This window comes from Psychrobacter sp. W2-37-MNA-CIBAN-0211 (assembly GCF_040309405.1).
In the GTDB taxonomy this organism is placed as follows: domain Bacteria; phylum Pseudomonadota; class Gammaproteobacteria; order Pseudomonadales; family Moraxellaceae; genus Psychrobacter; species Psychrobacter glaciei.
Genome location: NZ_JBEOOU010000013.1, coordinates 33,833 through 55,027 on the forward strand (window position 1 = coordinate 33,833; position 21,195 = coordinate 55,027).

Sequence of the window (21,195 nt, forward strand, 5' to 3'; positions counted from 1 at the left end):
AATCAGTAATCAGTACTGCTAATTGATGACACACTCAAGCTGTATTGGTTTACACCAATCAGCTTCGAAAAAAGGACAGACCTAATGAGGTCTGTCCTTTTTTTCGAAGCGATATAAACATTAGGCCATGGTCTTGATGGCTGCCATATCTGGCATTGGTGGTAACTCATCTAAATCACTCAGTCCAAATGCATCTAAGAATTGCGCAGTGGTATGTAGCAATGCTGGTCGACCCAAAGTCTCTTTATAGCCCTTCTCTTCAATCCAACCTTTATCAAACAATTGGCGCAATATATTGCTCGATAGTGTGACACCGCGCACGTGCTCGATATCACTGCGGGTCACTGGTTGTTTATAAGCAACCACACTTAAGGTCTCAAGTAGGGCCTGGCTCAGTCGTTCTTGACGTTGCGGGAACACGCGTTGGATTAAAAGGCTGTAGCTATCTGCGATTTGCAAGCGATAACCACTGGCAGTTTCATGTAGGCTAAGGACGCCCGTATCTAAGCGTTGTCTTAGTAGGTCTAAGGCTTGTTTTAGCTCTTTATTAGACAACGACAGGTGCTTCTTTAAGGCATTGGCATGGAGTGGTGCTTCAGATGCATGCAACAGCACTTCGATATGCTTGCTTATCTCTTCAAGATGTTGACACTGAATATCTGTCATTAGAAAAGCTCTCTTTTGAAAATCATTAAGCCAACCACTGTAAGGTCAATGGTCTCATTTGCTCGTTTATAGCAGATTGATTCGTATCCATTGAGGTCTTATCACCGTCAGAAGCAGAATTTACCACAACACCAACTAGTTGCCGCTTCATCAGCTCGAGCACGGCGACAAAGCTGACCACCACACCTATTTTACCTTGCGCTTTGTCTAGTAGCTCATAAAAGGAGCGTGCACCATCCGTGCTTAATTGCCTACTAATACTGGCAATGCGATCGGCAAGTGGAACGGTATCGACCTTGATGGAATGCATTTGATAGTCTGGCTGTAGCTGCATTTTGAACAAGCTATCAATCAATAAATTCGGTGAGTAGTTCGGCAGCTCGGCATTTATGATGTCTTGACTGGGCATACTGACCATCGCCAAGAACACATCACGCTCAAGACGTACCAGACTATCCAAGCGCTGACTGGCTACTTTAATTTGCGCATACTCCTCAAGGCGCTCAATCAGCTCAGCTTTTGGGTCGCGCTCATCGGTAGGGGTCTCTGGCTTGGGTAGTAATAGCTCGGTTTTAATCGCAATCAACGTTGATGCCATCAATAGATAATCACCGGCCAACTCAAAGTGCTCGGTATCTAATTCGCTGATGTAAGCCAAGTATTGCTCAGTGATAGGCAGTATTGGCATTTGCGTCAGATCAACGTTGTTTTTTTTGACCAGATATAATAAAAAATCTAACGGTCCAGCAAACTGCTCTAACCAAATAGCAAATGCTTGTGGTGGCACGTAAAGATCTTCTGGCAAATGCTGTACTGGCGTTTGATAGATGCGTAACGACGTATCACGGATAGTTGAGCGGTCTGTAGCACTTGTAGCGTCATGACTCGTTAGAGATTCAGACATTTGATAGGCATCTATGGACAAGACAGCTTGTGATACAGCTGCTTGTCCATACTGTAGGTCAGTATCCACGTTTTATATCCGTATTGGTGACCATCATTAAATGACTATTTAAGTTTGGCAAGTGGACGAATACCAATGGCGCGGCGAGTCTTGTCTAACTGTTTACGGCTATGGCGACGGGCTTTTTCTGCACCCATTTGTAAGATTGCTTCCAGCTCTTTCGGATTGGCCATTAGCTCTTGGTAACGCTCGCGAAATGGGGCAATCTCAGCATCTATTTTGTCAAATAATGCTTGCTTGGCATCGCCCCAGCCAATACCAGCGGCAAACTGCGTACGCATGTCAGAAATTTCTTGCGGCGTGGCAAAAGCTTTATAAATCTCAAAGATAGCAGAGTCGTCAGGATCTTTCGGCTCTTCAGGCAGCTGCGAGTTAGTGACGATTTTCATGATGGCTTTGTGCATTTGTTTTTCGGCACTGACTTGCGGGTTAGACTCACCAAATAGCGGAATGGTATTGCCATAGCTTTTGCTCATCTTACGACCATCAAGACCAGTCAATAGCGGGATATTGTCGTCAACGACCGCTGAGGGTAGGGTGAAAAGCGGTTTGTAGCGGTGGTTAAATGTACCGGCGATATCACGTGCCATCTCAATATGCTGAATTTGATCACGACCAACAGGCACATGAGTGGCATTGAACATCAAGATATCTGCTGCCATCAGCACTGGATATCCAAACAGCCCCATATTAATACCTTGATCAGGATCAACGTCTTCTTTTTCCATATTGATATCAACCGCTGCTTTATAAGCATGAGCACGATTCATCAGACCTTTGGCACATGAACAATTTAAAATCCAAGCCAGCTCTGATATTTCTGGTACATCTGATTGACGATAAAAAGTCACACGCTCAGGGTCAAGACCGCAGGCAATCCAAGTCGCGGCAATGGCTTTGGTCGACTCATGGATGACGGCAGGGTCGTAACAGCCAATAATGCCATGATAATCTGCTAAAAAGAAAAATGCTTCATCATCACTGTTTTGGATAGACTGAATTGCTGGACGAATAGCACCAACGTAATTGCCTAAATGTAGCGTACCTGTTGGCTTGATACCAGTTAAAATGCGTTTGGCTTGCGTTGAGCTATTAGAGATTTGGCTATCAGAGGTCTGATTATCAGAAGTACGGTTGTTACTCATGGGAAATCCATTATTTGGTTTATCAAATTATTATAAATTTATGGTTAGTTTTGCACAGTTAGTGGCAAAAATATTAGCCTCAAAGTATAGCAAATTTTACTTATATTTTTGGGAATAAAGTCTACTTATAGATATTTGTGCGACCATTAGGCCCATGTTTAAAGCGCCGATGAAACCACATCCACTGGGTGGGATCGATACGAATGAGTCCTTCTAAGACTTCATTCACCTGAGTGGCGTCAGCAACCTCATCATTACTTGGATAATTATGCAGCTCAGGTGTAATCGTCAGATGATAATGCGGGCGTTTGCCACTCGGCAAGTTATCTGGCGTTTGCCGATAGGTATGCAATGCCATGACAGCAGGCGGATGCGCCTTGCTGCCCAATTTTGCCATGCGTCTTGAGGCAGTGATAGTGGCTGCAGGCACACCAAAAAACGGTGCCATGACACCTTGCTTAAGACCATAGTCTTGGTCAGGAGAATACCAAATGACATGCCCAGCTTTAATTGAACTCACCAAGCTACGCATATCACGACTGGAGATTTGCTTACCGAAGATATTGGTGCGACCGTTATAAATGAACCAATCAAGTAGCGGGTTATTCTGTGTACGATACATACAGTCTAAGGCAAAAAATTGCGCGCAAAACAATCCACCCAAATCAAGCATTGTATAATGTGCACCTAGCAAAATGACCGGACGATTTTCGTTTTGGGCATTAACTAAATGCTGTAGTCCTGAAATAGAAACGGTGCGAGTAAAGACATTCGGGCGGAACCAAGCACACAAGGTTTCAAATAGACCAATACCTTGATTGACAAAGACCTGCTTTGCCATCAGCTCACGTTCAACTTCCGGCTTTTCTGGAAAGGCCAGTTTTAAATTAATGAGCGTATCACGTCGCCGCGAGCCTACAACTTTGTAAAACAAGATACCCACTTTACGCCCTAGCCAAAACTGCCAGCGTAGCGGTAGATAAATCATGGGCAACATCATCAAGAACAATAGCCAAATTGCCCAATATTTAGGCGATAAGAACTGCCATTGAAAGGGCTTTTTATCTGCTCGTGCCGTACGTTTATGAGTTTGGGTAATCGTTGGCGTGCCGACAGGAATGGCGGGTGACTTATCCGACCGCTGCATACTCAGTGGTGGTATGCTGTTTTTTGCTGGCGGTTTGCTGGGGTCGTATTGTTCGGGCGCTTTCATAATGTCCTTTTGTAGCACTGTTTATAACGTCGGAGCTAATGACAAAAAGTTATTATAATGATGGGGTAGTCGCTACTGGTTTGCAAGCTGGTTTTCGACACTTAATGAGCAGCCATAAAAAAACCTCATAAACTGTGACCAGCTTATGAGGTTTTGCAAATCTATTCTTTTGCTTAATAGTGTTAAATCGACTCTGAGAAAAAGGCGATAACCACAAAAAGCAAAGAAGTAGCTTTGATTAACGTTTCGAGAATTGTGGACGTTTACGTGCTTTACGTAGACCCAATTTCTTACGTTCAACTTGACGTGAATCACGAGTAACAAAACCAGCTGCTTTTAGAGCAGGTTTGTTGGCTTCGTCAAGCTCAATCAATGCACGCGTGATGCCGTGACGGATTGCGCCAGCTTGACCACTAATACCGCCGCCTTTTACAGTGATGTAAAGGTCATAAGCAGTAGGGGTGTCAAGTAATTCTAAAGGCTGACGAACAACCATGCGCGACGTTTCGCGACTGAAATACTCATCAAGTGGTTTGCCGTTAACAACAATGCTACCAGTACCTTTCGCTAAAAAGACACGAGCGGTAGAAGTTTTGCGGCGACCAGTTCCGTAATTGCGTTCCATAAGTATATCCTTAGATGTCTAGTGCTTTAGGTTGCTGTGCTTCATGTGGATGTTCAGTACCCGCATAAAGTTTCAGCTTCTTGATCATCGCATAGCCAAGAGGACCTTTTGGAAGCATACCCTTAACCGCTTTGTGTAGAACATCTTCAGGCTTATGTGCAAGCAGTTTACTGAAGTTGGTTTCTTTGATACCACCTGGGTAGCCACTGTGACGATAGTACTTCTTATCTTGCGCTTTTTTACCCGTTACCGTGATTTTGTCAGCATTGATGACAACAATAAAGTCACCAGTATCAACGTGCGGCGTAAAAGATGGCTTATGCTTGCCACGTAAGCGAGTAGCGATTTGAGTGGCTAAGCGACCAAGGGTTTTGCCGTCAGCATCTACGACATACCAGTCATGGGTCACTTCAGCTGGTTTTGCACTAAGTGTTTTCATGATAAAACCTTAAAATTAGAATTCGTTGAGAGTTTAGCTGGGAAAACGGGGCTCTCAAAAAACAGACTGCACATTATAAGCAGTAGCGCCTACGCTTGCAAGCTGCATTGGGGTTTATTTTCGCCTTATATACATTAAACTGCAGCGTTGGCCAGTTTTTTAGCGGTTTTAAACATTTTTAAAATTTATTAACGGCTTTCATTAACCCGACAATTATGACGATGATAGGCGAAAAAGTCCAGCAACAACTTGTCCAACTTTGGCTTGTTTCAAGCATTCAAAGTTAATTGGTTGCTGAATAACAGATGGTTGAGTCACCATACTATTATTAATAGTCTCTTCTAACTGCTCCAACTGTGTCGCTAAGTCTCTGTCCGCTTCTAAATAAATAAGCGTCTCGGTGTTGATGAATGCTTGGGTAATAAGCGTTGCTAGAATAGGCTGCCATAAATCCTCAGCATAAGGCGGATCGATAAATACGACATCGAAAGGGCGCGGGACGATGTGACTTTGCATCAATACTTGCTCTGCTGTGCCATTGATAATTTGATAGGTGTCAGCGTTGAGCCGCAACTGCTCAGCACTTTGGCCTAGCATTTGACTTTGCCGACGATTCATCTCAATAAAGGTGCAGTGTGCTGCGCCACGAGACAGCGCTTCAAAGCCTAAAACGCCGCTACCAGCACAGCTATCAAGTACGTATGCACCATGGATGTCGGCAAGTAGCCAATTGAATAGTGTCTCCCGCAGGCGATCTGGTGTTGGGCGCAGACCTTCAGCATCAATGAAACTGACGCTGCGACGTTTAAATTGCCCACCGATAATACGTACCTGACCGGCCGACGATGATTTTTCCTGATGAGATGTTTTCTGTTTGGTATTACGCGATGCTGCTGTTTTTTTCATGGCCACTATTCTTTTTCTTTATTGATTTTTATTCGGTCGCTGTCGTGGTTTCTGCTTGTGCGGCTGCCTGCTCTGCTAGTGCCTCTTCTTTATCACGCAGGGTGTCACGCATGATTTTTTCAAAGGCTTTTTGACGTTTGATAACTTTTAGCTCATCAGCAGAGGGTGGCAGGATAGGACCGTTTTTGCGTTGTAATACCCAATAGTCAAACAGTGCGCGACCAATAGGTGCTGCCACGGCACTACCACCGCCGCCGTTTTCGACCAACACGGCAAGGGCGATTTGTGGGTCTTCTACTGGCGCAAAACCATTGAACCACGCATGATCCCAGTGGCGTTTGTCTATCGCAGACTTATCATAACGTTTGCCTTGAGCGATGGATTTTACCTGTGCTGTACCAGTCTTGCCCGCGATACGATAGCGCGGGGTATAGATACCGCGTCCCGTACCATCTTTAACCACACTTTCCATCGCATCATGCATACGCAGCCAATCAGAGGGTTTGCCGTTATAGTCAATTTTGCCATCGGGTTTGGTGATGACATTGACCGCTGCCGCACCATCGCTGCTTTTTAATAGATGCGGGGTGATATGATAGCCTTTGTTCGCAGTCATCGCTGTCGCATTAGCGATCTGTAGCGGCGTTGCCAAGAAATACCCTTGACCGATACTGACTGAGATGGTTTCACCAGGTAACCAGCCTTTATCGTAAGTGTCTTTTTTCCACTTAGGCGAAGGCATAATGCCTGACTTTTCATTGGGTAAGTCAATGCCTGTCTCTTCGCCAAAGCCAAAGCGTACCATCCAATCATGCAGACGCTGAATGCCCATCTCGTAGGCCAGTTTATAATAGTAGGTATCAACCGACATCACGATGGATTTTTTGAGATCGACCGTGCCGTGACCACCGCGTTTCCAATCGCGAAAACGGTGTGAGTCTCCAGGCAGGCTAAAATAACCGGGATCATAGATGGTGGTGTCCCAATTGCGTAAACCGTAATGAATTCCGCCTAGGCCTTCAAAGGGTTTAATGGTAGAGCCGGGCGGGTAGGTGCCTTGTAGCGCTCGGTTGTAGAGCGGCTGGTCTAGGTCTTCTCGCAGAGAGCCATAGTCTTTAAACGAGATGCCAGAGATAAAAGGGTTGGGATCGTAGCTTGGATTACTGACAAAGGCTAATACGTCACCGTTTTGGGGGTCTATCGCCACAATAGCACCACGACGACCATCGAGCTGCTGCTGGGCGATGGTTTGTAAACCATAGTCCAAGCTCAAGGTAATGTCATTCCCTGCAATCGGTGGCTTGGTGTCTAGTTGGCGGATGATGTTGCCGTGGGCGTCTGTTTCTACCGATTGGTAGCCCGGTTGCCCAAGTAAGATATCTTCATAAAAATCTTCGATGCCGATTTTGCCGATGAGATCCGTGCCCGCATAGCGATCTTTGTCAATGCGCTTGGTTTCTTTATCATTGATACGACCGACATAACCAATGACATGAGCAAACAGCTCGTCATAAGGATATGAGCGTGTCAGCTTACTCTGGATGGTTACGCCACGAAAGAAAGGTTTGCGCTCGCTAAACTGAGCCAGTTGCGCCTCGGTTAAGTCGATTTTGACGGTTACCGGATCATTTTTGCTTTTGCTCAGACGTGCCAAAATATCCGTGATGTCTTTATCAGTAAGCTCAAAAATAGGCGCGAGCAAATTTAAAGTGCGTTCTGGGTTTTCCACTTCATCAGGGCTTAGCATGGCAGTAAATACGGGCTGATTATCTGCCAAAATCACGCCATTACGATCATAAATATAACCACGGCTTGGCGGCGCAGATATTAGCTTAATGCGATTATTGTCTGCCTGTGTGGTGTATTTATCATGAGCATAAACTTGCAAATAACCATAGCGTATTAGCAAACCACTCAGACCCAAAAATATTAACAGCCCAAAGATAATAATTCGGTGCGCAAAAATACGGTTGACCTGTTCGGTGTCGGAAGCTAGCGGTTTATTCATAGAAAATCAGTACTCAGGCGGTCAGAGAAGCATTGGAAATGGAATAAAAGGGCAGGGAAGTAAGCCAAAACGCGATGGATATAAAAGATAAGGGATTTCAATCACATACAGTATTATGAGTAAGCATTGGATTGCACGGGGTGGTATGCTAGGTTTCGCTGCAAATTAAGCACAAATTATAACAGAACAAACGCGAGGGCGCAGTACTCAGCCATTTATTTTGTTGTCATAATACGCCAGACAAGCGATAGACCATATTAATATTTTTCCTACCATCAGAATCACATAAAATATGTCACCTTTAGTCACAACTTGCTTCTGGTCTACATGTGCTAATAAACGGCAAGTATGCTAAAATCAGGCGATTTATTTTATAGTAGTTATTTGGGCGGAACGTCTTTTTAAGCGTTCTCAACTTGCTAAGCGTATTTCATTAGCAACGACAACCATCACGTCAGGGACACAGAAAGTCATGGACGCAACTTCATTGTGGCAGACGATAGCTGAGCACCCAGAGTTTTTTGCCATGCTGACCATTCCACCAGTGACGGCATTCGTCACTTGGATACACGTATGGATGGCGCTCAAAATGCTGTTTTATCCGGTCAAGTTTTGGGGTATTCGTATTCCGAACTTTCCATTTTTTGGTCTACCGGGTATCGGTTGGCAAGGTATCGTTCCGCGAAAAGCGGGCAAGATATCTGGGGTGATTGTAGATCAGACGCTCTCCAAATTGGGTTCGCTTAATGAGTTTTTTAAGGCGATGGAACCTGAGCAGATGGCAGTATTCATCACTGATACGGTGGATAAAAACCTTGAGCCACTGATTGATGAGATTATGCTGGATCACTCGCCAGCACTATGGGGCAATTTGCCTTATGCGTTAAAGCGTCGCGTCTATGCTCAAGCGCACAAAGAGCTGCCTAGTATCATGCAGTCGCTCGTGACGGATTTGACTTATCATGTCGAAGACTTGGTCGATATGCGTAAAATGATCGTTAATACGATGGAAAATGATCGACGCTTAATGGTCGATATGTTTTTGAAGGTAGGCCAAAAAGAGATTAACTTTATTTGGCATATCAGTGCGTTGATCGGACTGGTTTTCGGTATTATCCAAATGTTTATATTTTTGGTGGTGCCGCAGCATTGGACAGTGCCTTTCTTTGCCGCTATTTGGGGATTTCTCACCAACTGGATTGCCATTTGGATGGTGTTTAATCCAGTGCAGCCACACTTTATCCCTTATGTGAAGTTTTTTGCGCTGCAAAGTCGCTTCCCGTTTATTAGGCCGCAGCTGCCACATATTGGTCAGTATCGTTTTCAGGGTGGTTTCATGAAACGGCAAGAGGAAGTCTCTGAAGTTTTTGCTGAGATTGTGGTAAAGGATTTGGTCACGCTTGAGAACATCATGAATGAGATGATGTATGGGGATCGTGCTGTGCAAACGCGTGAACTTATGAAGTCGCACCTATATGAAGTGCTAGAATCTCCTGTCATTAGCACAACCTTGCGCGTAGGGCTTGGTCGCCGTGAGTATGGACAGTTAAAAAATACTATCATTGACAAATCTATCGTTGCTACTATGGTGCCACTGCGAGATCCTGAGCTGAATGAAAGCCGCGCTAGTAAGATATTTGGGCTGTTTCGGGATCGTATTCGTGCGCTATCGCCAGATGAGTTTCAGAATTTATTACGTCCAGCGTTTCGTGAAGATGAGATGACACTTATCGTATTGGGTGGATTGACTGGATTTTTGGCAGGTTGGTTGCATTTGGTATTGGTGTTTTTCCCAGCGATGCAGTAGTAGAGCAATGAGTCAAAACTTTTAAAAGCTTTATAAAAGAATATAGTTAACAATATTAGAGCGTGTTGAAGATTCACAGAGCATTCATAATATAGTCACTGCTATTGCCAGTGCTATGGTTGAGTGCTCGATATGCCCTAGTTTAAGCCAGCTTCTTTGTATTAATAATTCGTATTAATACATCACGATAATAGTAGCGGGTTTTATGGGCTTCTATAGCCACTAAAACCTCAGTTTTCAACCGTAAACCATGACCAAATAAAGGATTATTTAGTGTTTGCCAGTGGCTAACCATGCCATCGGTGAACCTTTAATTGTATCCAAGGTAAACAAGGTTAGACCGTATGTTAATCACAGAATTGGGTTATTTTGCCTTGCTGATCGCTTTTATGTTGGCGATTTTGCAAGTAGTATTACCAACCATTGGCGTTATGCGTGATCACGTTGCTTGGCAGCGTTTGGCGCCAAGTTTGGCGTGGGCACAGTTTGCCGCAATGATTATCTCGTTTGGCGCTTTGATGGCAGGCTTTTATTATAATGATTTTAGCCTAGTTTACGTCAGCCAGCACTCTAATACTTTATTGCCTTGGTACTATAAGCTATCAGCAACATGGGGCGGGCATGAAGGGTCATTGTTGCTTTGGATGACCATCATGGCCACTTGGTGTGCCTTGGTGTCGTACTTTAGCCGCGGTTTGCCGCTATCTATGCGCGCGCGCGTACTGGTGATTTTGGCTAGCGTACAGATGATGATGCTGGCGATGCTGATTTTCACCTCATCGCCGTTTGATCGTACCTTGCCGAACCTGCCTGTTGATGGGGCCGATTTAAACCCGGTTCTACAAGATTTCGGTCTGATTATTCATCCACCTATGCTGTATATGGGTTATGTGGGTATGGTGGTGCCGTTTGCGTTTTGTATGGCAGCACTGTGGGAAGGGCGCTTGGATGCCGTTTGGACGCGTTGGTCGCGTCCATGGGCATTGGCTGCGTGGGGTTTTTTGACCATTGGTATCGCGCTGGGCTCTTGGTGGGCCTATTACGAGCTTGGCTGGGGTGGTTGGTGGTTCTGGGATCCGGTAGAGAACGCCTCACTGATGCCATGGCTTGCGGGTCTTGCTTTATTACATTCGCTAGCAGTCACAGAAAAGCGCGGTGTCTTTAAGGCTTGGACGATTATGCTGGCAATTTTTGCCTTTGCCCTCAGTCTGCTCGGTACTTTCTTAGTTCGCTCTGGGGTCATTACGTCGGTACATTCGTTCGCAGCCGATCCAACGCGCGGTCTGGTTATTTTAGTTATTTTGGGTGTGATCGTTGGCGGTGGTTTACTGATGTTTGCTATCCGCGGCTGGAGCTTGACGGTTGAGAGTCAGTACCAGCTCATCTCGCGTGAGTCATTCTTAGTCATCAATAACGTCATTATTTTGATTTCGACCTTGGTGGTGCTGCTTGGCACGCTATATCCTATCATTGCTGATGCCTTTAATTTAGGTCAAGTGTCCGTTGGTCCTCCTTACTTCAATGCGCTGTTTGTGCCTTTAACGTGGTTGTTGTTAATTGCAATGGGTATGGGCTCCAATATCCGTTGGAAAAAAGACAAGCGTCCATTACTAGGCGTTGGTATGGTCATTGCGGTTAGTAGTCTGGTGCTTGCGGCCATTATTACCTACTTTGTCCATCCCTCTTCTATGCTCAATATTGGCGTTACTTTGGCGGTTAGCTTTTGGGTATTGTTCTGGATGGTGGTCGACTTCAAAGACAAAACCAAAAATGCACCGAGCCTTTTAAAAGGCTTAAGTCAATTACGTTTGAGCTACTGGGGTCAGCAAACGGCACACATTGGCGTCTTAATAGCGGTTATCGGTATTGCCTTTACTAGCAGTCTGAGTATCGAGCGTGACGTGGCGCTGGGACCAAACGATAGCGTCCACGTGCAAGGCTATGACTTTACCGTAAAAGGCTTTAGCGAAGTCAAAGGCAGTAACTTTGATGCGACACAAGCCGAGGTATTAGTAAGCAAAGACGGTCAAGATGTGACTACCTTGTACCCTGAAAAGCGTAACTATATCATTAGTATGATGCCGATGACTGAAGCGGCGATTGATGCCAGCCTCATGCGTGATGTTTATGTGGCACTTGGCGAACCGATTGCTAAAGACAGCAACCAATGGGCGGTACGCATCTATGTGAAGCCGTTGATTCGTTGGATATGGCTTGGTGCTATTATTATGGCTCTAGGTGGGCTGCTAAGTATGTTAGATAAGCGCTATCGCATCAAAAAACCTAAGACTGTCAGCCAAAATGTGATTAATGCTGCAGGTTTTGCAACAGTAGCAGATGTAGAAGTACCAGCAGCAAAGATGGGGGACAAATAGTATGACTAGGTCAAATAATACCTCTAATCAAAACGGCAACAAGACCATAAATAAAAAGCAGCTAAAGATATGGTTTGTCATTCCGCTCATCGTCTTTGCAGGCTTTGTGGTTATGCTCTACATGCGCTTAGGTCAGCCGACTGAGATCGTGACCAATACCGCGCTTGAACGTCCAGTACCTGCTTTTGAGCTGCCATTGTTATCCGATACTAGCCGTATTATGACCAATGACAATCTGCCTGATCAGCCGTTTTTGCTAAATATTTGGGGTTCTTGGTGTCCCACTTGTATTATCGAGCATCCTTTTTTAATGCAATTAGAAGAGCGCGGTGTCAATTTGGTTGGCGTCAACTATAAAGATGAGATTGGTGATGCCCTTAGCTATCTCAACCGTGGTGGTGATCCTTTCTCGATGTCTATTCAGGATTTATCGGGACAGTTTGCTTTAGACTTAGGTTTGACAGGTGCGCCTGAGACTTTCATCGTCGATGGTGAAGGAGTGATTCGTCAGCATATCATCGGTGAGATTAATGAGAGCAATTGGCAAAGTCGTATCACGCCTTGTCTCATGGTACTCAACGAAGCCAATAAGCGTAATGTCAGTCCTGACGCTACTCAGGTCAAGGAGGCGTGCAAATGATGACGATGTCTATAACGACTATGCTTATAAAGCAAATGAAGACTCTGAGCACGACATTCGCCAGCTTTATATCTGCCTGTTTGTTAAGTATAAGTCTTGCTATGAGCGTAAGTATGACCGCTTATGCCGCCATTGACGTTTACGACTTTGACTCTATACAACAAGAAGCCCAGTATCGTGGTCTCATCGAAGAGCTGCGCTGTCCCAAATGCCAAAATCAAAACCTTGCAGGTTCTGATGCGCCAATTGCCCAAGACCTAAAGCAAAAAACCTACGATATGGTCAAAGATGGTCGCAGTGATACCGAAATTCGCAGTTATATGCAGGAGCGCTATGGTGACTTTATTAGCTATAAGCCACCTGTCCGTCCTTCGACGTGGATACTATGGTTTTTCCCGCCTTTATTACTAGTGTTTTTAATTGTTGGTTGGTTTTGGCAAAGTAAGCGCCATCAGCGTATTGCCAGTGGTCAAAGTGGAGTGACGATGGACAGTAGCGCGGCTGCGTTGACGGCAGCAGAACAAGCTGAACTTGATCGCCTGTTATCACGCGCCGATAGCAATAATAGCGTCAATAGAACGGATCATGACACCACCAGCCTCGAGGACAAAAAATGACCCTATTTTCTACCGTTGGCTTATTCATTGCTCTAAGCTTATTTATCGCTTTGATCCTTGGTGTTATCGCCATCATGCCGTGGTTAAGAGCCTCACGCGCACCAGATAAACCCGTGGACAATCAGCTACTTGATATCAATATCGCTGTCTTTCGGGCGCGTCTAGCAGAACTAAAATCGGATAAGGATGCTGGCACGATTGATGATAGCCATTATCAAACCCAAAAGCTTGAGCTTGAACGTCAGCTTTTAGATGCACAGCGCGTTGTAGCACCGATGGTCGTACCGGGTATCAAAAGCCGATTGATTATTATAGTTTGGGTGCCGGTCTTGGCTGTCATGGCATATCTGATGATTGGTGATCGCACGCCTGTTTTTGAATTGTGGGCTGCCGAGGATAAAGTCGGTCAAGTTGCTGATGATTTACTCACAGGTAAGATTGACCAGCCGCCAGCATGGGCCATTGAAGATGGGCAGCAGCTGATTAGCGCTATGCAAACCAATGTCTATCGCCACGCTGATGACTACAATCGCTGGATGCGCTTATCAGAGTTGTTCTTATCATTAGAGGCGACGGACTCGGCATTAGAAGCATTGTCGCGCGCCTATCGATTGTCGCCAGATAACGAAGAGATTGCGACGACGTACGCACAGATTAGCTTCTTTGCCAATAAAGGGCAGTTGGATGATAATAGTCGTCGCGTTTTGGAGGCGGTTTTAGTCAAAAATCCACAGCATGAGGGTGCGCAAATGCTCATGGCAATGGGTGAGGCACGCAGTAGTAACTTTGATCAAGCACAAGGCTGGATTAAGCGTTTGCGCGCTAGTATTGCGGCCAAGCCTGGGGATCATACACAAGCGCTGGCCAGTTTGGACGAGTTGAGTGCTAATGTGACGACTCAGCAACAACAAGCCTCTGAAGGTATCGACGTCACAATAACGATCAACGCCAGTTTGTTACCGCTGGTCAAAGGCGATGATGTTTTGTTTGTAGCGATACGCGATGTCAAAGGTGGTCCACCGTTTGCTGCTAAGCGTTTGCCAATTAGCGTGATTAAGCAAGGTGAGGTCAATATCAGTCTAAGCGATCTTGATGCCATGATGCCGACAAGAACGCTAAAATCTGCCCGTGCGGACAAAATACAGTTGGCCGTCATTGCCCGTATTAGCCATAGCGGCAATGCCAGTGCAGAGTCAGGTGATTTATCGGGTAATCCTGTGGTGATTAGCGCTGAGCAAAATCAGGTCAACGTTGATATCAATCAACAGGTTCCTTGATATAATTTCCTCACACCATCAGTTTTTAATCCCACTGCTGTTGCCCGTCGGAGTCACGCGCAATAGCATTATATGAACAGATAAGTCATGGCAACTTATCACAGTAATAATGAAAATACTTGAGCTTTGCAAGGCCACAAGGTAAGGTAGCTTTGCAATCAACCAATCCCTGATTTTTATTTGTCCCAAAATCCCATTTTTTAAGGAGAGTCGTGTAATGATGCGTATTATTTTGCTAGGTCCACCAGGCGCCGGTAAAGGTACCCAAGCCCAGTTTATCTCTAAAGAATATGATATTCCGCAGATCTCAACGGGTGATATGCTGCGTGCAGCAATCAAAGAAGGTAGCGAGCTTGGCAAACAAGCCAAAGACATTATGAATGCTGGTGGTTTGGTTTCTGACGATCTCATCATCAACCTAGTGAAAGAGCGTATCGCTAAGCCTGATTGCGCGAATGGTTGTATCTTGGATGGTTTTCCACGTACGATTCCTCAAGCCCAAGCACTTGCTGATGCAGACGTTGCGATTGATCATGTGATTGAAATCAGTGTGCCTGATGATGAAATCGTCAATCGCCTATCTGGTCGTCGCCAGCATCCAGGCTCAGGTCGCGTTTATCATGTGGATCATAATCCACCGAAGCAAGAAGGCCTTGATGATGTGACTGGCGAAGCGCTTATCCAGCGTGAAGACGATGAAGAGTCTACCATTCGCGACCGTCTGTCTACTTATCATGAGCAAACATCAGCGCTCGTTGGTTTTTATCAAGACAAAGCCAAAGAAGGCGGCGATGTTGGTAATGCAGCGCCTAACTATGACAAGTTTGATGGTACCCAAGGCATCGATGAGGTTAAGCAACAAATCTTATCAGCCCTAAAAGGCTAGCTATCGATTGTAAATGATAGATGTAGTCAGTAAAAACCCTGTTCATTAGCAGGGTTTTTTTATGTCCAAAAATTGATAGTTATAAAACTGCCTTAACATTATGGAAACCAACCCATAAAAAAGCCGCTCACTCATCATGAGTAAACGGCTTTTTTATCAAAATATATGACTTATAAAGTCAGTACACTTCTGATTTAAAACTTATGCGTTACCTTCAGCATCCACTTGCGCTTGTTGCTGGCTTTGCGCGTAAGCTTGATCAAAATTTACGGGTGCTAGCAATAACTGCGGGAAGCTACCACGCGTCACGATGTCACTGATGACTTCGCGAGCGTATGGGAACAAAACGTTCGGGCAGTAAGCACCTAAAATTTGACCGATTTGATCTTCTGGAATATCTTTTAATAAGAAAATACCGGCTTGATGCACTTCAGCGATAAACGCCGCTTCATCTGCGTTTTTAGCCGTGACGCTTACCGTCAAAATCACTTGATAATGATCGTCGTCAAGTTTTTCAGCGTTACTTGATAAGTTGATATCTAGCTCAGGGTTCCACTCTTTGGTGAATACGCCAGCGCCTGGTACTTCAAGTGACATGTCTTTGACATAAATGCGTTCTAGTGCCAATTGTGGTTGTGCTTGTTCTTCAGCCATGATAATTCCTCTAAAAGTTAATCAAATGAGTGGGCAAACAATAATTGTAATATAAATCGAGACTATGTTTCGATATTATTTCGAAGTTATTTAGACATTATCTCGATGTTTTTTACCAATTTTTTATTCTTACGGTTGTTGATTTTCGAATATCAAATCTTTACAAACGCAAAGATAGCACAGGTAAAGAGTGACAGTCAGCAAAGTTAACAGATTAACCTGCTAATAGCTCGTCAAGTTTGCCCTGTTGGTTCATTTGATTGAGCTCATCAAAACCACCAACGAAAGTCTCACCGACGAAAATTTGTGGTACGGTGCGATAGTTATTGGTTTTTTGCATCAGAGCACGGCGCTCATCGCTACTCATGTCATGCATGCCGATTTCTTCATAGTCAACGCCTTTAGATTTTAGCAGTTGTTTGGCGTTTGAGCAGTAAGGGCAGATAGGAGTGGTGTAAACTTTAACAGATACAGTCATGGTAAATCCTTATTTATCAGTTTATGCGGCAACAGTTTTATTATAAACACTCATGTTATAAAAAATATTATAATCCGTCACCAACGAGTAAATTACAAATGTAATTGGTTATGCTCATTATAAAGTGGGGATGGGTAGCATAAATTCAAGCTGGCTAAGCCCAAAAGGTGTGACAGTAGCATAAATGCCACACAAAAAAAGACACCCAATGAAGAAGTGTCTTTTTTCTGACTTTGCGCTGCTAGCAGTGAGAACGAGCGTGTAGCCTGAGCAAGCTATTTGATTAGGTAGGTTTACGCAAGCTACTTATGCAAGCTCGGTTTTGCCTTACCTTTATTTTTAGATTTGGCATCTTTTACACCGACCAACGGCATGCCAGCACTTTGCCAACCGCCAACACCGCCTTCTAAGCGGTAAACACTGTCTTTGCCAATCATTTGGATGGCTGCGCCTGCTTGCACGCCCATATCGCAAATGATGATGACTGGATGCTCAATCGCACGAATCTCTTCGATGCGGTCTTTGAGATCAGTAAAAGGTATGTTACGGCTGCCTTGGATATAACCGGTCTCAAACTTTTTTTTGGCTCGAATATCGATAAGCTGCGCGTTTTGCGAGTTCACCATCATCCCAAGGGTATTGGGTGATATTTTCTTACCGCTACGTTTGTTTTCGATAGCAAAGAACAGTACGGCAAGTACGGCTAATATGCCAAATAAAAACGGGTGGTTACCCACAAATTCTAGCGCACGATCCAAAACATACCTCCAAAAATGAGTGTTCTGTTAAGCTGAGAAGACAGCCTAACGATATTGAACAAGGCGCTATTATACCGATAAGGTCCTCTATAGTAAACGTGCGATGCTCAACCTAACGTTTAACAGTTAATAAGGCAGCGGTTAATAAGGTTTGGTGTCAGCTTCTTCTCTTAGCGTCACCAAATTTTCAACGCGGCGTTGTAGCACTTCACCGTCAGCAACGGCTTGCCATAACGCGCAGCCTTTGCTGTTATGAGTGTGGCGACAATCACGGAATTGACAGTCACCTGACAGTGGTGCAAGCTCAACGAAGCCTGAGAGGATATCATCCGGCGTCAAATGCCAAATACCATATTCGCGAATACCCGGTGTATCAACGATACCGCCTTGGGTTAAATCATCAGGGTTGAAAGGTAACAAACGGCTGGTGGTGGTGGTATGTTGACCAAGCTTTGAGTTCTCAGAGATGATATTGACGATCTGCCCAGAGTCTGGCAATAGCGCATTGATTAAACTGCTTTTACCAACGCCCGATTGTCCGGCAAAAATAACCAGCTTTTTATCTATGTAGCGCTTAAGCTCATCCAGTCCTTCTTGCTCATCGCTATCTGCTACGTTTTCTGGGCAATCAACTGAGGTTAATACGCTCTCATAACCAAGGGCAGCATATTGTGCCAACAGCTCACTGGTATCAACGCCGTTTTCTGCTGCCAGTAAATCAGCTTTATTAAGTACGAGTAGCGGCTTTACACCAGCATGATGACAGACGACCAAATAGCGATCGATTAAAGTTGGTGCAGCAGCAGGCAGCGGCGCAAACACAATGGCGAGAATATCGACATTGGCAGCAACCGGTTTGAGCTTATGATAGCGATCAGGCCGTGAGACGAGAGACGTGCGCGGTTTGACTGATTCGATACGTCCAAAGCCCGTATTAGAATCGGCGCTCCAGCGTACTTGGTCACCAGCGGCCAGCATCGGCAAATTGGTACGTACATGACAGCGCCAAATATCACCCAATTCAAGCGTTTGCCAAAACGGCTCAGGATCATCAGGGGCAACTTCTGGCTGCGCTGGGATGACCGCTGGCAAGCTGGTGACTTGTACTTCTAATTGCTTACCATAGTGCGCCATGACCACGCCATCCATCAAACTCTCATCGATGCTGTCTTGACTGATCAGCTGTTGTTTGTCGATGCGCCGAATCTGTTGTTTGGTCAGCTTGCGTTGCCGGATTAATGCCATGAGAGTGTGACCTATTAAAAAAATATTGCTAAGTGTAGCGTGAAAATTTGCTAACATACAGCCTAAAGCGCCTGTGCCAGACAGTGGTTTTGTAATGTTTAAGTTTTTTTGGACGTTATGAACCACCAAGCGCACAGCGATGCCATCTGCGCGTTGCCAGCTGGCGATGATTTACGTAAGTAATACTGCGCCAAAGTTGTTCCAAAATTTTTTGACCATAGGACAAAATATGAGTACCGATGACCATCCCAATAAGATTAAAATCAGAAACCAAGGCAAAAAAGGGCTGGTATGGATTGACCTAGAAATGACCGGACTTGATACCATCAACGATGAGATTATCGAGATTGCTACCGTGGTGACGGATGAAGATTTAAATGTCCTTGCTGAAGGACCTGTATTCGCTATCAAAGTGTCTGACCGTATTTTAAACGGCATGGATGATTGGAATACCAAGCAGCATGGGCAGTCAGGGTTGGTGGATCGTGTGCGCCGTAGTACCGTGACATTGGCAGAAGCTGAAGCCGAGACGATTAAGTTCCTCAATAAATGGGTCGATAGCGGAAAGTCACCTATGTGTGGCAACTCCATCTGTCAAGATCGCCGCTTTATGGCGCGCCAAATGCCGGAGCTTGAGCGATTCTTCCATTATCGCAACCTCGATGTGTCATCGATTAAAGAGCTGTGTTTCCGCTGGCGTCCTGATATTCTCAGAAACTTTGAAAAAGGTGGCAGTCATTTAGCATTGGATGATATTCGCGATTCTATCCGTGAACTAAAGCATTATCGTCAGCATTTCTTTAAACTCATGCCTTAGGATAATGGTTAGCAGAATAATGGTTAGCAGAATGTGAAAAGGTATAAAAAAGGGTCTGTTACTTATGCAACAGACCTTTTTTCTTTTAAATGAAAGGTACTTAATGAGGCGCACCCTACACTAGATAGCTAAACTCAACCAAATCAAATTCTGTATGGTCGTTTTCTACGCTGGCCTCTGTCACAATTGCACCAATCACCGCCACAACTTTGGGTTGGCGTTTTTCTTCATCGAGCAAGCGCCAGTCGCCAAGGACGTAACGGGTTTTATTATTAGCAGTCTGATGAACATCTGGACGATGAGTATGTCCGTGTAATAGCGCATCATCGTTATTCATTGCGGCTGCTACAGCTTTGTCATTAACATCCATAATATGTGCGGCTTTATTAGCATTGTTCTTTTGACTTTTTTTACGCATGTTATCGGCGATAGCCAAGCGCTTCTCTAATGGTTTGTTCAGCAAATACCATTGGGTCATAGGATTGCGCATTACTTTGCGAAAAAACTGATACTTTTTATCATCAGTACACAAGGCATCGCCATGCTCTAAGCGGTAGTCTTGTTGACCGACTTTTAAGGCGTAAGGCTCAAAAATAAGCTCGCCACCAAATAAATTACAAAAAGGCTGCCCCAATAGAAAATCACGGTTGCCATGCATGACTAAAATCTCGCAGCCAGCTACCCGTAGTTCTTTCAACTTAATGATAAGTGGGGTAAGCCAATGACTTTGTCGCTCCTCTTCTGATAAGGACAAATAAACATCATCGCCTAGCCAAACTTCGAACCAATCACCCAAGATGAATAGGCGCTTAAGCGCAGGCAAGGCAAGGCAATCATCCAGTAGCGCCAAAAAAGCCTGCACTAAGGCAGGCTCTTCAGGCGATAAATGCAAATCGCTAATCAATACTTGCCGCACCTCATGAGGGCGGGTGGTAATTAGGTGGTCAAAACTTTGCATTTATCCTTATCCTCGTGACTTGTCATAAGCTTCTATCAATAATGCTTATATCTTGACTATCACTTAATAACCATTACTTATTAAATGTTACTGAGAAGCCATTCTTTAATAACTATTACTGAGTAATGATGGTCGCTGAGTTGATAACGACTGGCTCTTTTGGTACGTCAGCATGCATGCCGAAACGACCAGTAGGAACGCCGCGCATTTTTTCGATCACATCCATACCGCTTGTTACTTTACCAAATACAGTGTAGCCCCAACCCTGCATGTTTTTGCCAGAGTGGTTTAGAAAATCGTTGTCTTTTACGTTAACGAAAAACTGGCTGGTTGCTGAATGCGGATCTTGCGTACGCGCCATCGCAATCGTACCAGCATCATTTTTTAGACCATTGTCTGCTTCGTTTTCAACTGGAGCATTGGTTGGCTTTTCATTCATTTCAGCGTCCATTCCGCCGCCTTGAATCATAAAGCCATCAATAATGCGATGAAAAATCGTGCCGTCATAATGACCAGATTTTACATAGTTTAAAAAGTTTTCTACGGTTTTTGGCGCTTTTTCTTCATTGAGTTCGATAACGATCGCACCCATATTGGTTTCAAGCTCTACTACTGGTGGCATGTCTACCATAAGATATTCCTTTTTGATTGCAGCGCCTAAAATGACGCTGTTAAGTGGTGGATAAAAAGTTGGTGGTTAAAAGTTATGGCTAGTCT

The 21,195-nt window shown here is 44.7% G+C and carries 21 protein-coding genes; 7 read left to right on the forward strand and 14 right to left on the reverse strand.

The genetic code is table 11. The features are described 5' to 3' along the window. Window positions 1-120 precede the first annotated feature (120 nt). The 8 genes from scpB to mrdA all read right to left on the reverse strand — a co-directional run bounded on the left by scpB (window position 121) and on the right by mrdA (window position 7,966). Window positions 121-666, reverse strand: a complete 546-nt coding sequence (gene scpB / locus AAEY72_RS11370; protein WP_352310600.1) for an SMC-Scp complex subunit ScpB — start codon at window positions 664-666, stop codon at window positions 121-123. Window positions 667-691: 25 nt separating this feature from the next. Then, window positions 692-1,570, reverse strand: coding sequence for a segregation and condensation protein A (locus tag AAEY72_RS11375; RefSeq protein ID WP_502945373.1), 879 nt, complete (start codon window positions 1,568-1,570; stop codon window positions 692-694). 104 nt (window positions 1,571-1,674) lie between these two features. Further along, a complete protein-coding gene (locus AAEY72_RS11380) occupies window positions 1,675-2,775 on the reverse strand; it encodes a tryptophan--tRNA ligase (protein WP_352310602.1) in 1,101 nt (366 codons plus the stop codon). A 121-nt stretch (window positions 2,776-2,896) separates the two neighbouring features. Further along, window positions 2,897-3,988 (reverse strand): LpxL/LpxP family acyltransferase, encoded by a 1,092-nt coding sequence (locus AAEY72_RS11385; protein ID WP_352310603.1) that lies wholly within the window; start codon window positions 3,986-3,988, stop codon window positions 2,897-2,899. A gap of 238 nt (window positions 3,989-4,226) precedes the next feature. Further along, a complete protein-coding gene (gene rpsI / locus AAEY72_RS11390; RefSeq protein WP_010199221.1) occupies window positions 4,227-4,613 on the reverse strand; it encodes a 30S ribosomal protein S9 in 387 nt (128 codons plus the stop codon). A gap of 10 nt (window positions 4,614-4,623) precedes the next feature. Then, window positions 4,624-5,052 (reverse strand): 50S ribosomal protein L13, encoded by a 429-nt coding sequence (gene rplM, locus AAEY72_RS11395; RefSeq protein WP_010199223.1) that lies wholly within the window; start codon window positions 5,050-5,052, stop codon window positions 4,624-4,626. Between the two features lie 213 nt (window positions 5,053-5,265). After that, the gene (gene rsmD / locus AAEY72_RS11400; protein WP_352310604.1) at window positions 5,266-5,958 is read right to left on the reverse strand and encodes a 16S rRNA (guanine(966)-N(2))-methyltransferase RsmD; all 693 of its coding nucleotides are present in this window, start codon (window positions 5,956-5,958) and stop codon (window positions 5,266-5,268) included. Between the two features lie 28 nt (window positions 5,959-5,986). Continuing rightward, window positions 5,987-7,966, reverse strand: coding sequence for a penicillin-binding protein 2 (gene mrdA / locus AAEY72_RS11405; protein ID WP_352310605.1), 1,980 nt, complete (start codon window positions 7,964-7,966; stop codon window positions 5,987-5,989). Window positions 7,967-8,438: 472 nt separating this feature from the next. On the opposite strand from mrdA, the gene AAEY72_RS11410 reads away from it, so the two are divergent. From AAEY72_RS11410 to adk, 6 genes are all read left to right on the forward strand, one after another. Next, complete coding sequence (locus AAEY72_RS11410) at window positions 8,439-9,773, forward strand: DUF445 domain-containing protein (RefSeq protein WP_010199226.1); 1,335 nt, start codon at window positions 8,439-8,441, stop codon at window positions 9,771-9,773. A 344-nt stretch (window positions 9,774-10,117) separates the two neighbouring features. Beyond that, complete coding sequence (locus AAEY72_RS11415) at window positions 10,118-12,148, forward strand: heme lyase CcmF/NrfE family subunit (RefSeq protein ID WP_352310606.1); 2,031 nt, start codon at window positions 10,118-10,120, stop codon at window positions 12,146-12,148. 1 nt (window position 12,149) lies between these two features. Then, on the forward strand, window positions 12,150-12,788 hold the full coding sequence (locus AAEY72_RS11420) for a DsbE family thiol:disulfide interchange protein (RefSeq protein ID WP_010199230.1): 639 nt from the start codon (window positions 12,150-12,152) through the stop codon (window positions 12,786-12,788). A gap of 113 nt (window positions 12,789-12,901) precedes the next feature. After that, entirely contained in the window at window positions 12,902-13,405 is a 504-nt protein-coding gene (locus AAEY72_RS11425) for a cytochrome c-type biogenesis protein (protein ID WP_413190212.1), read from the forward strand. After that, entirely contained in the window at window positions 13,402-14,682 is a 1,281-nt protein-coding gene (gene ccmI, locus AAEY72_RS11430) for a c-type cytochrome biogenesis protein CcmI (RefSeq protein ID WP_352310607.1), read from the forward strand. The genes AAEY72_RS11425 and ccmI overlap by 4 nt, the downstream gene beginning before the upstream one ends. Before the next feature lie 217 nt (window positions 14,683-14,899). Beyond that, a complete protein-coding gene (gene adk / locus AAEY72_RS11435) occupies window positions 14,900-15,568 on the forward strand; it encodes an adenylate kinase (RefSeq protein WP_189584221.1) in 669 nt (222 codons plus the stop codon). A 201-nt stretch (window positions 15,569-15,769) separates the two neighbouring features. Here the strand turns inward: adk and secB are convergent, their stop codons facing one another. The 4 genes from secB to rsgA all read right to left on the reverse strand — a co-directional run bounded on the left by secB (window position 15,770) and on the right by rsgA (window position 18,703). Further along, window positions 15,770-16,222 (reverse strand): protein-export chaperone SecB, encoded by a 453-nt coding sequence (gene secB, locus AAEY72_RS11440; RefSeq protein ID WP_010199239.1) that lies wholly within the window; start codon window positions 16,220-16,222, stop codon window positions 15,770-15,772. A gap of 214 nt (window positions 16,223-16,436) precedes the next feature. Further along, the gene (gene grxC, locus AAEY72_RS11445; RefSeq protein ID WP_010199242.1) at window positions 16,437-16,700 is read right to left on the reverse strand and encodes a glutaredoxin 3; all 264 of its coding nucleotides are present in this window, start codon (window positions 16,698-16,700) and stop codon (window positions 16,437-16,439) included. A 302-nt stretch (window positions 16,701-17,002) separates the two neighbouring features. Next, window positions 17,003-17,458, reverse strand: coding sequence for a rhodanese-like domain-containing protein (locus AAEY72_RS11450; protein WP_010199245.1), 456 nt, complete (start codon window positions 17,456-17,458; stop codon window positions 17,003-17,005). Window positions 17,459-17,599: 141 nt separating this feature from the next. Next, window positions 17,600-18,703 carry a ribosome small subunit-dependent GTPase A gene (gene rsgA, locus AAEY72_RS11455; RefSeq protein WP_352310608.1) on the reverse strand — a complete coding sequence of 368 codons (1,104 nt, stop codon included), beginning with the start codon at window positions 18,701-18,703 and terminating at the stop codon, window positions 17,600-17,602. A 229-nt stretch (window positions 18,704-18,932) separates the two neighbouring features. Between rsgA and orn the strand changes: the two genes are divergently transcribed. After that, window positions 18,933-19,520, forward strand: a complete 588-nt coding sequence (orn, locus tag AAEY72_RS11460) for an oligoribonuclease (RefSeq protein WP_037033272.1) — start codon at window positions 18,933-18,935, stop codon at window positions 19,518-19,520. A gap of 115 nt (window positions 19,521-19,635) precedes the next feature. Here orn and AAEY72_RS11465 read toward each other — a convergent pair whose 3' ends face one another. Together AAEY72_RS11465 and AAEY72_RS11470 are read right to left on the reverse strand one after the other, a co-directional pair. Further along, window positions 19,636-20,478, reverse strand: coding sequence for a UDP-2,3-diacylglucosamine diphosphatase (locus AAEY72_RS11465; protein ID WP_352310609.1), 843 nt, complete (start codon window positions 20,476-20,478; stop codon window positions 19,636-19,638). A 115-nt stretch (window positions 20,479-20,593) separates the two neighbouring features. Then, a complete protein-coding gene (locus AAEY72_RS11470; RefSeq protein ID WP_352310610.1) occupies window positions 20,594-21,109 on the reverse strand; it encodes a peptidylprolyl isomerase in 516 nt (171 codons plus the stop codon). Window positions 21,110-21,195 lie beyond the last annotated feature (86 nt).